This is a genomic window from Chryseobacterium sp. CH25, assembly GCF_004119455.1.
Classification (GTDB): Bacteria; Bacteroidota; Bacteroidia; order Flavobacteriales; family Weeksellaceae; genus Chryseobacterium.
The window spans coordinates 361,356-374,956 of sequence record NZ_NRQT01000002.1 but is presented as its reverse complement, the minus strand read 5'-3'; the positions used below and the strand labels follow the sequence as shown (position 1 = coordinate 374,956).

The 13,601-nt window shown below is 34.4% G+C and carries 9 protein-coding genes and 1 pseudogene; 6 read left to right on the top strand and 4 right to left on the bottom strand.

Annotation, left to right across the window (positions count from 1 at the left end; translation table 11 throughout):
* Positions 1 to 1,004 (top strand): annotated as a pseudogene (gene gap / locus BOQ64_RS07090) (type I glyceraldehyde-3-phosphate dehydrogenase).
* A 253-nt stretch (positions 1,005 to 1,257) separates the two neighbouring features.
* On the opposite strand, the gene BOQ64_RS07085 reads toward gap, so the two are convergent.
* Entirely contained in the window at positions 1,258 to 1,908 is a 651-nt protein-coding gene (locus BOQ64_RS07085) for a hypothetical protein (protein ID WP_129054530.1), read from the bottom strand.
* A gap of 274 nt (positions 1,909 to 2,182) precedes the next feature.
* Between BOQ64_RS07085 and BOQ64_RS07080 the strand changes: the two genes are divergently transcribed.
* Together BOQ64_RS07080 and recA are read left to right on the top strand one after the other, a co-directional pair.
* A complete protein-coding gene (locus tag BOQ64_RS07080; protein WP_129054528.1) occupies positions 2,183 to 3,367 on the top strand; it encodes an oxygenase MpaB family protein in 1,185 nt (394 codons plus the stop codon).
* A gap of 484 nt (positions 3,368 to 3,851) precedes the next feature.
* Positions 3,852 to 4,853, top strand: coding sequence for a recombinase RecA (gene recA / locus BOQ64_RS07075; protein WP_068944644.1), 1,002 nt, complete (start codon positions 3,852 to 3,854; stop codon positions 4,851 to 4,853).
* Between the two features lie 58 nt (positions 4,854 to 4,911).
* Here recA and BOQ64_RS07070 read toward each other — a convergent pair whose 3' ends face one another.
* On the bottom strand, positions 4,912 to 6,363 hold the full coding sequence (locus BOQ64_RS07070; protein WP_129054526.1) for a hypothetical protein: 1,452 nt from the start codon (positions 6,361 to 6,363) through the stop codon (positions 4,912 to 4,914).
* 144 nt (positions 6,364 to 6,507) lie between these two features.
* The gene (locus tag BOQ64_RS07065; protein WP_129054524.1) at positions 6,508 to 9,387 is read right to left on the bottom strand and encodes an alpha/beta hydrolase family protein; all 2,880 of its coding nucleotides are present in this window, start codon (positions 9,385 to 9,387) and stop codon (positions 6,508 to 6,510) included.
* A 154-nt stretch (positions 9,388 to 9,541) separates the two neighbouring features.
* On the opposite strand from BOQ64_RS07065, the gene htpG reads away from it, so the two are divergent.
* Complete coding sequence (htpG, locus tag BOQ64_RS07060; RefSeq protein WP_129054522.1) at positions 9,542 to 11,434, top strand: molecular chaperone HtpG; 1,893 nt, start codon at positions 9,542 to 9,544, stop codon at positions 11,432 to 11,434.
* Between the two features lie 514 nt (positions 11,435 to 11,948).
* The gene (locus BOQ64_RS07055) at positions 11,949 to 12,353 is read left to right on the top strand and encodes a helix-turn-helix transcriptional regulator (protein WP_129054520.1); all 405 of its coding nucleotides are present in this window, start codon (positions 11,949 to 11,951) and stop codon (positions 12,351 to 12,353) included.
* Between the two features lie 667 nt (positions 12,354 to 13,020).
* Here BOQ64_RS07055 and BOQ64_RS07050 read toward each other — a convergent pair.
* Complete coding sequence (locus BOQ64_RS07050) at positions 13,021 to 13,317, bottom strand: MGMT family protein (RefSeq protein ID WP_068944649.1); 297 nt, start codon at positions 13,315 to 13,317, stop codon at positions 13,021 to 13,023.
* 79 nt (positions 13,318 to 13,396) lie between these two features.
* Between BOQ64_RS07050 and BOQ64_RS23050 the strand changes: the two genes are divergently transcribed.
* Positions 13,397 to 13,543, top strand: a complete 147-nt coding sequence (locus BOQ64_RS23050) for a hypothetical protein (protein ID WP_164975772.1) — start codon at positions 13,397 to 13,399, stop codon at positions 13,541 to 13,543.
* The last annotated feature ends 58 nt before the right edge of the window (positions 13,544 to 13,601 follow it).

Genomic DNA, 13,601 nt, shown 5'->3' with positions numbered 1-13,601 from the left:
ATGTCAACAATCAAAGTAGGTATCAACGGTTTTGGTAGAATTGGACGTCTTGTTTTCAGAGCAATGACTGAAAGAGACAACATTGAAGTTGTAGGAATCAATGACCTAATCAATGCAGAATACATGGCTTACATGTTAAAATATGACTCTGTACACGGTATTTTCCCAGGTGAAGTTTCTGTAGAAGGAAATGATCTTGTAGTAAACGGAAAAAAATCAGAGTAACTGCTGAAAAAGATCCAAGCAACCTAAAGTGGGATGAAATTGGTGCAGATTACGTAGTAGAATCTACAGGTTTATTCCTAGATAAAGAAAGCGCTGCAAAACACATTACTGCTGGTGCTAAGAAAGTAATCCTTTCTGCTCCTTCTAAAGATGATACTCCAATGTTTGTAATGGGTGTAAACCACAAGGAACTTACTGATGATATCAAAATTTTATCAAACGCTTCTTGTACTACAAACTGTTTAGCTCCTTTAGCTAAAGTAATCCACGATAACTTCGGAATCGTAGAAGGTTTAATGACAACTGTACACGCTACAACAGCTACTCAGAAAACTGTTGACGGTCCTTCAATGAAAGACTGGAGAGGTGGTAGAGCTGCTCTAAACAACATTATCCCTTCTTCTACAGGTGCTGCTAAAGCAGTAGGAAAAGTAATTCCTTCATTAAATGGAAAATTAACAGGTATGTCTTTCAGAGTACCAACTGTTGATGTTTCTGTAGTAGACTTAACAGTGAGAATTGAAAAGGCTGCTTCTTATGAAGAAATCTGTGCAGTAATCAAAGCTGCTTCTGAAGGTGAATTGAAAGGTATCCTAGGATATACTGAAGAGGCTGTAGTATCTCAGGACTTCGTTGGAGATAAGAGAACTTCTATCTTCGATAAAGATGCTGGTATCATGCTTTCTCCTAACTTCGTAAAACTTGTTTCTTGGTATGACAACGAAATGGGTTACTCTAACAAGTTAGTTGATATGCTTGTACACGCGGCTTCTCTATAATGAGTAATGAGCGATAAGCTATGAGTAATATAAAACCTTCCCAATGGGAAGGTTTTTTGTTTTTATTTTGTTTCTTAATAACACCTAGCTATATTTATTTGACAGCAGATAGAACAACCATCTAAACTTCATTGTAAAAATCAGATAGAATTTTGTTTTGCTCTGTATAGCGATATACAATCATATTTTTATATTTCATAAGCTATAAATTGAATACAATAAGTTTTAGTTTTGATAAATAATAGTATAATGATCAATCTAATACCTTTTCTAAGATCTTTAAATCCGCACCAATTCCGAACCCCCACCAATATTTCCCATTATTAACCCAATCTTTTCCATTCTTATTAAAGCCAAAATCAAAGCCAAAAGGAACTAGTGTAAACAATATTTTATTATAAGAATAACTTAAAGCTAAACCAGTTGAAAGAAAAAATTGTTTACCTTTCTCTGATTTACTAGTGGTGTTGTCACTCGTCAATTCTTGAACTAGTGGAGCTAGCATCATCCCAGCTCCAAACCTATGCGTAGAGTTCCCTCCCGTAGCAAAATATCTATCCCGTTCATAATAAATAAAGTCAAAATTAACCCCTACATTATCTAATCCAGAGTCCGCGCCTGAAATATTTGGTCTGATTTTAATAGGAACCGTAACTAACGAAACTTGCCTCCACCCCCAAGTTGTATTAGTATAGACAAAATCAGGAGTAACTATCTTGCAGTTTTCTTTAAATTCATCTCCTATAAATCCTTTTACTTTCAATGTATCATCTGCATTTTTTGCTTCTGTAATAACATCATAGTGGGGTATAGTAACCACACATTTTTTTTTAATTTGATTTTCTTGTCCCAACACTATCTCCACCCATCCAAGCAGAAATAGTAATAAAATTTTTGTTTTCATAATATTTAGTTTTAAGGTTGATTTCTTCGGAATACAAAAAAGAAAATTAGGAAGCCTATCAAATAAGACTGGATATCTTAAATAGAGTTTCCATAGTTATTAGTTAATAACAAAGTTTAAACTTTTACAGATACAAAAAAATTACCCTTTTGTGGTATTTTAATTATCTAAAGTCACAGATTATTAATTCAAAAATATTGGCTATAATCCTGACAAATCTCACCACAAAACTTCAGCATAAAACTTGTACTTTTATATACCTAAGGAATGAACAATGATACAACCCCGATTTAAAGATGCTCCGCATTTCAGAAACTTTTGGGAAAACGGTAATGGAAAGCAACTTATTAAGTTTTCAGATGCTAAAGTGAATTTTGAAGCATTTGAGAAATATGCTCCTTTCTTTTATCATGTGGATGAAATGGGAGATGCTGTTGTAAAAGAAGTTTATTTTACGAAAAAATTTCATGAAGCCTCAAAAGAAATTGAAGGTTATATCCGAAATGGGGTTTCTGAAAATGATGATGTTCCTGAAAGTGTAAAAAAATTGTTCACCCAAACCCAGAAAATTCCTGATTGGCTGGATTATAGTTTGTTAAAAAGCGGTGCTGAACTCTGTATGAGAAGCAACCTTGATTCTTTAATTTCTTTGAGAGATTATTGCCTGATCGGAGGATATGATTATGCTTACCTCAACAAACCACTCATTGTTACTGAAGCTTTGAAAAAAGGAGCCGTAAAACGTCTTTCGGAAACATTGGATTTCTGGGTAAATGCCACCCGATACAATGCATTGGAGATTCATGCTAAAGGATATGAATTTGCTATAAAGACTCGCTTGATTCATTCCTATGCAAGACTTTCCATCAAAAAACATTACAAAGAATGGGATACCGAAAACTGGGGTGAGCCTATCAATTCATGGGATATGATGGCTACTTACATTGGTTTCAGTCTGGTCTTTCTTCACAGTCTTCAAAAATTAGGAAATACTTTTTCTATTGAAGAAGAACAGGGAATTTTTCACCTGTGGAAATATGTAGGATATCTTCTGGGAATCCCAGAACAACTTCTTCCTGATGATAAAAAACAGGCCACGGAATATTTTTATTTATGGACATCCATTCAGCCACCATCTGATAAAGATTCTGTTCTTCTTGCCCATTCGTTATTAGATGAATCATTGGAAAATCCAATTTTAAAATTTGAATTTCAACGAAAAAACCTGAGATATCTGCACATTTGCTGCACCTGGTTTCTGCTGGATGATGAAGTATGCAAAAGACTACAAATTCCAGAAGTTTCTAACAAAATGTTATTTCCAAAATCAAAAATATTGTTCAATAAAATTTATGATCGTCTTGTAAGTCGGGATTCAAGGATAAAAAGAGGAAACAAGGATCAGATGAAGGTCTTAAAAGATTATCTGAATATCACCAAAAATTCAAATTTCCATTAATTCTCTGGTTGAAAATTTGTTATATTTCTTTACCAGGAATGCACAAATTTCATTTATTGACGCTAAAATACTGAATCTTGTATTCTATGTATCTATGTGGTTCAATTTTTTTAAACCACATAGATATATAGATTAGGGGAAAATAAAATTACTCATGCATCCCGGGCAATTTTCTACGTTATACAATTTTATCGCAGATAAAATCCTTGCGCCTTAAAAACATCATGCATAAAAGAATTTTTCGCCTTTGCAGTTTCCAACAAACTTCCGATTTTGTTGATCAACAAAGATTAACACCACTCATCCTACAGAAAAAAATGGAGTTTAAAATATATTATACACTACATTATGCATCTGCTTCGTTATGAATAACATCACTCTTAATATTTTATCATTTTTTAACTCTAAAAACCGTTTTCAGGGATAAATAATATTAGTTTTTGATCTATAAATTATGTATTTTTGAGAAATTATTTTAATAGAGATGAGTAACATTGATGATAAGAAAAAAGCACTTGCACTAGTGCTTGACAAGCTAGATAAAACATACGGAAAGGGAACAGTAATGACTTTAGGTGATGAGTCTATAGACAATACAGTAGAAGTTATTCCTTCCGGATCTTTAGGATTAGATATCGCATTAGGTATAGGAGGATATCCAAAAGGAAGAATCATTGAAATATATGGACCTGAATCTTCAGGTAAAACAACATTAACACTTCACGCGATTGCTGAAGCTCAAAAAGCTGGTGGTATTGCTGCATTTATTGATGCCGAGCACGCTTTCGACAGAACGTATGCTGCTAAACTGGGAATCGATTTGGAAAACCTTATCATTTCTCAGCCAGATAACGGAGAGCAGGCATTAGAAATTGCGGATAACTTAATCCGTTCAGGAGCGATTGACATTGTTGTTATTGACTCTGTTGCTGCTCTTACTCCAAAAGCAGAGATTGAAGGAGAAATGGGAGATTCTAAAATGGGTCTTCATGCAAGATTGATGTCTCAGGCATTAAGAAAGCTTACAGCTACTATTTCAAGAACGAAGTGTACTGTAATTTTCATTAACCAGTTAAGAGAAAAAATCGGTGTAATGTTTGGTAACCCAGAAACAACTACCGGTGGTAACGCTCTTAAATTCTATGCTTCTGTAAGAATTGATATCAGAAAAGCAAGTGCACCAATCAAGCAAGGTGACGAAGCTATCGGAAGCCGTGTGAAAGTGAAGATTGTAAAAAACAAAGTAGCTCCACCTTTCAAACAGGCAGAATTCGACATTATGTACGGTGAAGGTGTTTCTAAAGTAGGTGAAATTCTTGATACTGCTGTTGATATGGGAATTGTAAAGAAAAGCGGTTCTTGGTTCAGCTATGAAGAGTCTAAATTAGGACAAGGTCGTGATGCTGTAAAAGATGTTTTAAAAGACAATCCTGAACTTGCCGAAGAATTGGAAAACAAGATCAAAGAGGAATTGAAAAACAAATAATAAACAAAAAAGCGGTCTGAATATTCAGACCGCTTTTTTTGTTTATACAAATATTTTATTATCCTATAATTCTTCCCTGTAGCTGCATTGCTCCGGCAACCTGCATCCCTACTCCAAGGGCTGCAAATCTCATGTTTTCATTACTTACAAAAGCATCAACTACAAAGAAGTTTTCAACTTCCGGATTCGTAATCAGCCTTAACTTAAGGATGAATCCTTTCACACTTCCGTCTGGCAGTAATTCAGACTCTTTAACTTCAAGCACCTTACCGATAAAGTCAATACATCCGTAATCAGGAAGATCCTGGCTTGGCTTGTATGCCGTAAATTCTTCATCAGTTTTAGTACCATCCGGTAAATCAAAGCTTTGATGAAGGTCTAGCACGAAGATAATTCCACTGATATTAATATTCAGTTTATTCTGTGTTTGATATCTATTTTTATTCGCTGCATAATCCGTAGGGAAAAACCAAAGTCCGAAAGTATCTCTAGCCATACCTCCTACAATAGCTTCATTGTTCTCTACATTTACCCATTCACGAATTTCTTTGGTTTCAAAATCAAGCGAAAAATCAGTTTTTACTTCCGGATAAATCGTATTAAAATCATCAGAAATAATTGTTTTGAATGTTATATCCTTAAATTCTGTATGCTTAGCTTTTTCATCAGCAGCAATATCATCTGCTTTACATAAAGCTATAGTTTCCATTAAATATTGTGAAAACTTTTGTTGAGACTGAAATTTCTGAAAACCAAAAATCCCTCCCCACATATTGGCAAGAGAATGAACATTTGATTTCTTCATAATAATTCCTGCTTCATTTGTACTCTCCGGACTTTTAATCTCCTCTCTGTTTGTAAAATAATCTTTCCCGTCTACTAACTGAGTATTCATAATCTCATTGTTTTCTTCAGGAGAAAACTCTGCAAAACCTTTGAAAGTAACATTTTCATTTTCGAAAGCATAAGGCAAAGCAATATTACCTTCTTCAGAATCATTAAAATGGTAAGAAAGCGTAATAGCTTTTAACTCTTCCGGATTTACGGCCAGTGCATGATTACCATCATCATTGAACTGAGAATGATAAAGAATAGCATACGACTTTATTTTCCCTTCTTTCAGCTCATTTTCAAACTTCTCTTTCATGTTACTCAATACTACCTGCGGAGAAAGTCCATAAGTAGGATCTGTAACCATATAAGCAAACCCTTCTACCTCTCCGTTTTCGTTTTCAAATGCTGAAATAGGAGCAAAGTCTCCTCTCAATTGAAGCGCAATAGAATACACGACATAATCACTATAAATCTTGATCTTTTCATATAATTCATTCACCTTTTTATCCTCAACAGGTAATGGTTGTAATGGTGTCTCCAATACTGTTTCCGGTATTACTTCTACCACTTCCTCTTCTACTATTATTTCCTCCACCGGCATTTCCTGTTGATGAACCGGAGCACTGACATTTTCCTGTCTGTTGTCTTTCTTCTTAAAAAAATCAAAGATTCCCATATTGTTGTTAAAATTGGCGGTAAATATAATAAAAGCTCGCAATAGACCCATCATAAAAAAAATGCCATTGTGTCAGTTTATCTTTTGTGAGATATTTTAAAACAAAAACTCGGCGGAGCCTTTGGCTCCGCCGAGTTTTATATCTTAAGGTTTATCATCTGTTAACTCAAATCCCCAATCTTTTCCTTTTTGGGTGGCCGGAATCCCTTTTGTCATCCAAACCGGAGCTTTGGCGCCTTTCAGATAATAATCAAAAAACTGCTGCTCGCGAATTTGAATATCTTTTCTGTTCTGGCGTTTAATAAGGTTATGATCGTCACCATTGTAATTCAGAAGCCATGCTGGTTTTCCAAGACGTCGTAATGCGGTAAACATTTCGATTCCCTGATACCATGGCACTGCTCCATCCTGATCGTTACTCATAATAGCTACCGGAGTTTTCACCTTGTCAATAGCAAAAAGTGGTGAATTTTTAATATAAAGATCCGGTGCGTCCCATAAATTCTTTCCTAATCTACTCTGTGATTTTTCATACTGGAACTGTCTGTTCATTCCGGAACCCCATCTGATTCCCCCATATGCAGAAGTCATGTTCACAACAGGAGCTCCACTCCATGCTGCAGCGTACATATCAGTATGAGCAATAAGATAAGCTACCTGATAACCGCCCCAACTTTGTCCCTGAATTCCGATCTTAGTACCATCTACCCACGAATTCTGCTTTAATTTTTCAACTCCGGAATTAATGTATTCCATTGCAGATTCTCCCGGGAAGCCATCTACATAAGAGATATCAGGAGTAAAAACCAGATATCCGTTGCTTACGAAATAAGAAATATTTAATCTTGAAGGTGTTGGTGAAGGAGCAACATAACGGTTCAGATTATCAGAAAGTTTTTCGTAGAAGTATACGATCATAGGATATTTTTTATTCGGATCGAAATTTTCCGGTTTGAATAAAACTCCTGTAGACGTATTTCCTTTTGGTGTTGCCCAATGTACTAATTCGTCTGTTCCCCAATTATAAATGGACTGCTGCGGATTAGTATTGCTCAGCTTTTCCTGTTTTGAGAAATCTGATGTGGTGAAAATATTCGGTGAATCTGTATATGATTCTTTTACTAGAATATATTCTTCAGCATTCTTTGCTTTTTGAAGACTGCGGTATCCCCAAACATTTTCTATTTGAATTTTTATAGGATCAACATTTGACTGAATAGATGTTTTAAAAATTCCGTTGGCCTTAGATTCATTATCAAATGCAGATAAGTAAATAGAAGATTTTCGGTTTAAGCTTTTAATATCTTTATCTAATTCGTAAGTATCGAATGTTATTTTATTTTTACGTCCATATCCATTCGTTATATTTCTTGGCTTTTTTGATCCGTTCAGAAAGAATTCCCAAAGGTCATAACGGTCTCTGATAATAACAGACTCATCATTATCTGTCCATGAAGCCAGTCCGTAAGGGCTTGGGAAATCCGGCATATCAAATTCTTCATCTACAAAAGAAACTGGTAGTCCGTTAGTAAGTGGCAGCGTTTGTTTCGTTTTAACGTTATAGCTAAACCATTGTCCTTTTTCACTATCAAAAATGACAACGAATTTTCCTAATGGAGATACAGCCACTGAACCATCCAGATTTTTAATGATCTCTGTTCTTTCTCCCGTTTTATTATCAATCGTGAAATAAGTCTTCTTTGTTGAACCTTCCCATTGCGAAGAAATACGGTTATTCAAACTCGTAACTCCCAATGCAAATTCAGCATTTCCCTGGTTTACTACTCTTAAAGTATCTAAATCTTCACCATCAATATTTCTAAAGAAATCTGGTTTTTCAGTTTGCATTACTGCAGCGTAAGATTTTTTCAGATCATTTTTCAGCTCTTTTAACTGTACCGTTTGTAAATAATCATCTCTATAATTCCAGATATCAACTACTGCATGGTCGTTAGCAATCATTGCAGTATCTTTTGCAATAGGTTTTGGAGCGACCCCGAAATACAATTGTTTTCCATTCTTACTAAATAATGGCAAACGGTTCTCAGAAACCACCCAATCTTTTTTCATTTGAGTATTTTGATTGGTAATTACTTCCTGTTTATTTCCTTTAAAATTAAAGTAATATAAGTTGTACAGCTTTACCAAGTCATTCTGTGCAGAAGAAGTCCCCACATAGGCCAATTGACTTCCTTCTTCATCAAAAGACAATTGTGAAAAATCACCTTCCATTTCAGAAATTTTAGAAACAGTTCCTTTTTGCAAGTCTACTACCTGTACCGTTTCAAGAGCGTATTTTTTAGGTTTAGATTTGTCAGTATCTTTTTTATCCGCAGATTTTTCATCTTCTGAATCTTTCCCTTCTTTCTTATCCTTTTTTTCTTCCGGTTTTTTGGTTACAAAAGCAAGTTGTTTTCCATTTTTACTGAACTCATAACGGATTACATTATCATAGGTCGTGCTTTTTCCATCCAAAAGATTTCGTACTACCAATTGTAACGGTTTTACGTTTTTATCTTCCTCTTTATTTTCATCACCATCCTCTTTATCCGAAGACTTATCTTTTACATCTTCCAAAAGATAAGCAGCGTAAGAACCCGCTTTTTCAGGGATTTTAAATATTTTTACATTAGGAATTTTCTCCGTTTGACCATTCAAAATATCAACAATGGCAAGACTGTCTTTTGTAAGCTTATTTTTTTTAAGCTTTTTATCCTTCACTGCTTTTATATCTTTATACTGTGGACGGATTTGGAAAACAGCAAATCGGGAATCATTCGTAAAATCTACTTTGGTTCCTCTTGCAAATGTCTTTGAAGTTTTATTTTTAACGGAATATAAAAAAAGGTTAGAATTACCTTCCTGAGGATCTACAGAATAGGCGATCCATTTTCCGTCATTTGAGATTTTTCTCATGCCTAGATTTTGCCAGCTGTCATAAACAGAATGGTCTAAAGGCTTCTTCTGTCCATACAGGCAACACGCCATCATGAGCAGAAGAAAAACTGTACATTTCATCTTCATTTTTAAAAAATTTTTAAGGATTAAAAATAGGGTATTTCTTTGACAAATTCACATAATTCCCCATTTATAACTATCGAAAAAATGTCATTCTGTCACTTTCTTCTTCATGGTATTTTTTTGAGAAAGATTTGAAAATTAAAAAATCTAAAATATTATGACGAAAGGAAATATTAATGTATCGGTGGAAAATATTTTCCCACTTATTAAAAAGTTTCTTTACAGTGACCACGAAATATTCTTAAGAGAGTTGATTTCTAATGCAACGGATGCTACTTTAAAGCTAAAACACCTTACAAGTATTGGTGAAGCAAAAGTAGAATATGGAAATCCGAAACTTGAGGTTAAAATTGATAAGGAGCAAAAAACATTACGCATCATCGACCAAGGAATTGGTATGACCGGTGAAGAGGTTGAAAAATATATCAACCAGGTTGCTTTCTCCGGAGCCGAAGAGTTTTTAGAAAAATATAAAGATACTGCAAAGGATTCAGGAATTATCGGACACTTCGGTCTTGGGTTCTATTCTGCTTTCATGGTAGCTGAAAAAGTAGAAATTCTTACCAAATCATACAAAGATGAACCAGCTGTAAGATGGATCTGTGACGGAAGCCCTGAATTTACACTTGAAGAAACTACTGATAAAACAGATAGAGGAACGGAAATCATTCTTCACATTGCAGAAGATTCTGTAGAATTTTTAGAAGAAGCAAAAATCCGTGAACTGTTATTGAAATATAATAAATTCATGCCTGTTCCAATAAAATTCGGAACAAAAACACATACACTTCCTTTACCGGAAGACGCTCCGGAAGATGCTGTTGCAGAAACTGAGGAAGTAGACAATATCATCAACAACCCCACTCCAGCATGGACCATCGCTCCAAGTGATTTGACTAATGAGGATTATATGAAGTTCTACCACGAATTGTATCCAATGCAGTTTGAAGAACCTTTATTCCATATTCACCTGAATGTAGATTATCCTTTCAACCTTACAGGAGTTTTATTCTTCCCGAAATTAAGCAACAACTTAAATATTGATAAGGATAAAATCCAGCTATATCAGAATCAGGTATTCGTAACCGATGAAGTAAAAGGTATCGTTCCTGATTTCTTAATGCTTCTGAGAGGAGTAATTGATTCTCCCGATATTCCATTAAACGTATCCCGTTCTTATCTTCAGGCAGATGGTGCTGTAAAGAAAATTTCTTCTTACATCACGAAAAAAGTAGCCGATAAAATGGCTTCTTTAATCAATGAAAACCGTGAAGACTACGAACAAAAATGGAATGACATTAAAGTCGTAATTGAATACGGAGTGGTTACAGAAGAAAAATTCGCAGAGAAAGCTGACAAATTCACTTTATATCCAACAACAGACGGAAAATACTTCCTTTGGAATGAATTGGTAGAGAAGATTACTCCTACACAAACCGATAAGGATAATAAGTTGGTAGTTCTTTACGCAACCAATGCTGATGAGCAACACAGCTATATTCAATCTGCAAAAGATAAAGGATATGAAGTTCTGTTATTAGACTCTCCAATTATTTCACACGTTATCCAGAAACTGGAAACTACGAAAGAAAATGTATCCTTCGCAAGAGTAGATGCTGATCACATCAACAATCTTATCAAAAAAGATGAACCCGTTATTTCAAAACTAAACGAAACTGAAAAAGAGTCTTTGAAAAAGAATGTAGAAGAAGCAATCCAGGATTCTAAATTCACCGTTCAACTTGAAGATCTTGACAGCACTGATGCTCCATTTACCATTACCCAGCCTGAATTCATGAGACGAATGAAAGAAATGCAGGCAACTGGCGGTGGCGGTATGTTTGGAATGGGTGGTTTCCCAGAAATGTACAACCTGGTTGTGAACTCCAACAGTGAACTTTCTAATCAGATCTTAAAAACTGAGAATACTGAAGAGAAAGAAAGTCTAATTAAATACGCTTTAGATCTTGCTAAGCTATCTCAGAATTTACTGAAAGGAAAAGACCTTACAGATTTTATACAGAGAAGCTATAAGCAACTTGAAAAATAAATTACAGAAGACTGTTTCGAATGAAGCAGTCTTTTTTTGTTTTAAAGGTTGGAAACGCAAAGACGCAAATTATTTTACATGTACGATGTTTTAAGGCGCAAGGATTTTATCTACGATAAAATTGTATACCGCTGAAAATCTTTGATCTTCTTGCACCTTAAAATATACATAATATTGATAGAACTCCTTTGCGCCTTAGCGTTCATCCAACATTAAAGCTATTATGAAATAGCTTATTGTACATTTTTTTAGTCACAAAAGAGTTTAAACACTTAAGTTTTATGAAGTAAATATTATTCTGTCGAGAAGTGCACTTAAGTTTTTGAAAATCTACGATTTTCTTTTGATATAAAATTTTTTACCGTATTATTTTGAACTTACTTAAGTGATCATCATAAAGCTTTTGTGACTGTTGTGGTTTATATTCTCTCAATAGTGAAGCTTCATCAGTATTTTTTCAGTTTTCTATTGTACACATTGTGCTTTTTTGCCATTTTTGTATAAAATGTTGGTCATGCAAAAAGAAAAATTACGTCTCATCAGAAAACAAAAAGGATATACTCAGCAGCAGGTAGCTGATTACATTGCTACGGATGTATCTAACTATAGCAGAAAAGAAAGCGGTGATGTAAGAATCATTCAGGATGAATGGGACAAACTTGCCCGTTTCTTAGAAGTACCGATTGAAGATATTTATGAAGACGAAGCAGCTTCTGTAATTGTTAATAATGACCATCCTGTATTTAATGACAGATCCTCTTCTGCAGGGGTAATCACTAATCAGAATAATTATGATAATATTCCAGGTTCTGTTATTGAGAATCTACAAGGCTATATTGCTTTATTAAAGGAGGAGAATGAAAGGCTAAAAGAGGAATTAAAAGGTTCTCAAAGTCCTGCAACAAGAGCAAAGAAATAATAATACAGTTTTATTGTAAAAATATTTACATCACTCATATTATATTAATGGTATGAGTGATATTTTTTTATTTAGTATTGATTTTTTTCTTGATACAAAATCACTTTCTTTAAACACGAATAGCACAAATAATTTCACAAATGCCACAAATATAATTCTCGCATTGATTGCATCTGTGTAATCTGTGGGAGATTATTTTAACGCAAAGCTTTAATGGTAAAAATCTTACACTTTAGGAGGCTAAGATTTTGCGACTTGGTAGCTGATGAAGCTTTATGGCTATGCTTACGCTTCGTAAGAATCAATGAAATTGATTCCACCTTTGCTCTCTCTAAATTATGCAATACCAAAATAGAAACTTTGCGTTTTAAAAAGACACTTATTTTTTTGCCACGAATGCTCGAATTATTTTTAGATGAACATTTTTTTGACGCAAAGAGCAACTATTTTAATGCTTTATTTTAGGAAGCTAAGAATACTGACTCCGTCACTGATGAAGCTTTGTGGGTATGCGTACGCTTCGTAAGAATCAATGAAATTGATTCCACCTTTGCTCTCTCTAAATTATGCAGTATCAAAATAGAAACTTTGCGTTTTAAAAAGACACTTATTTTTTTGCCACGAATGCACGAATTTATTTTGAGATGAATGTTTAATAATAAATTTACTATAATTCATTCATTGGGTCCCAGAACAGTTTTTTAAATCCTTTTATTCTTAGATTTTCTACGGTAATTCCTTCTGCTTCTAATTTCTTCTGGAACTCCGGAACAGATAATGTCCCTGAACTGGAAATAACGCGGTGTGCAGGAACATCTTCAGGGCAACCACCCATTGCTTTTCCTACGTGACGAGAATGGTTAGGATACCCCACTGCTTTCGCAATAGCACCATATGTAGAAACCCTTCCCTTTGGGATAAGTCTAGCTACTTCGTATACCTGTTGTTTGAAAATTTCGTCCATATCTAAAAAAGAATGTTTCGTTTTTGCATCATTTTTGAACTCTTAGAGCCTCAATGATGTTTCATTAAAAGATAAAGATATGAAAAAATCATTTTTCCGTTTACTGAATGTAATCAATAAAAAGGTTCTTCCGAAGCTCAGTAATAAGGACCCGAACAAGCTGACAAAAGTTGAAAAAGGAATTCTGGCGTACCGTTATTTTGTGCTGGTTAATTCTTTGGATTGATTTTTATTTTCCTTCAGATAACACAGATTTTCACAGATTCCAATGATGCTTAAATATT